This window comes from Vibrio sp. 1641, from assembly GCF_033339995.1.
Classification (GTDB): Bacteria; Pseudomonadota; Gammaproteobacteria; order Enterobacterales; family Vibrionaceae; genus Vibrio; species Vibrio alginolyticus.
The window spans coordinates 1-662 of the sequence record NZ_JAWOVP010000215.1 but is presented as its reverse complement, the minus strand read 5'-3'; the positions used below and the strand labels follow the sequence as shown (position 1 = coordinate 662).

Sequence of the window (662 nt, the reverse complement as noted above, 5' to 3'; positions counted from 1 at the left end):
TACGAAGCGCTTAAGCTTTTGCCAAGTTTTGATCACGACGTTTTGCAATGTTGGCAATTCGTAGTCGGGCATTTCCATAACTAAGCTATCGCTGCTGCCAGGGTAAAGAGTGTGCTTTAAGAAAAGACCGGTGAAGATCGCAGCCACAATACCTAATAGATAAAGTGCAAAGACAATGTTTTGACCAGAACCAGGAAAGAACGCCGCCGCAAACAGTGCATATACAGGCAAACGAGCACCACATGACATAAATGGCGCCATCGATGCCGCTAATTTACGCTCACGTTCTTGGTCTAGAGTGCGTGTTGCCATGATTGACGGCACGTTACAACCAAAACCAAGAACCAACGGCACAAACGCTTTACCCGGCAAGCCGATTTTCTGCATCACTTTATCGAGTACAAACGCAGCGCGAGCCATATAACCCGAACTCTCAAGTACAGCTAGGAATAAATACAAACACGCAATGACAGGAATAAAGGTCGCTACCGTTTGGATACCGCCACCAATACCATCGGCAATAACCGTCACAAGCCAAACTGGCAAATGACCATCCAATAGGTGATGACCGCCATCAACCAAAAGTGCGCCAACGCCGATATCAAAGAAATCGATAAATGCACTACCAATGTTAATCGAGAACATAAACATTAGGTACATCA

Annotated in this window: 1 protein-coding gene; it reads right to left on the bottom strand. The window is 45.6% G+C overall.

Annotated features, from left to right (window positions below; translation table 11 throughout):
• Positions 1-662 (bottom strand): ferrous iron transporter B (locus R7Z47_RS25135; protein ID WP_318130801.1); only part of this gene is annotated, 662 nt, incomplete at both ends.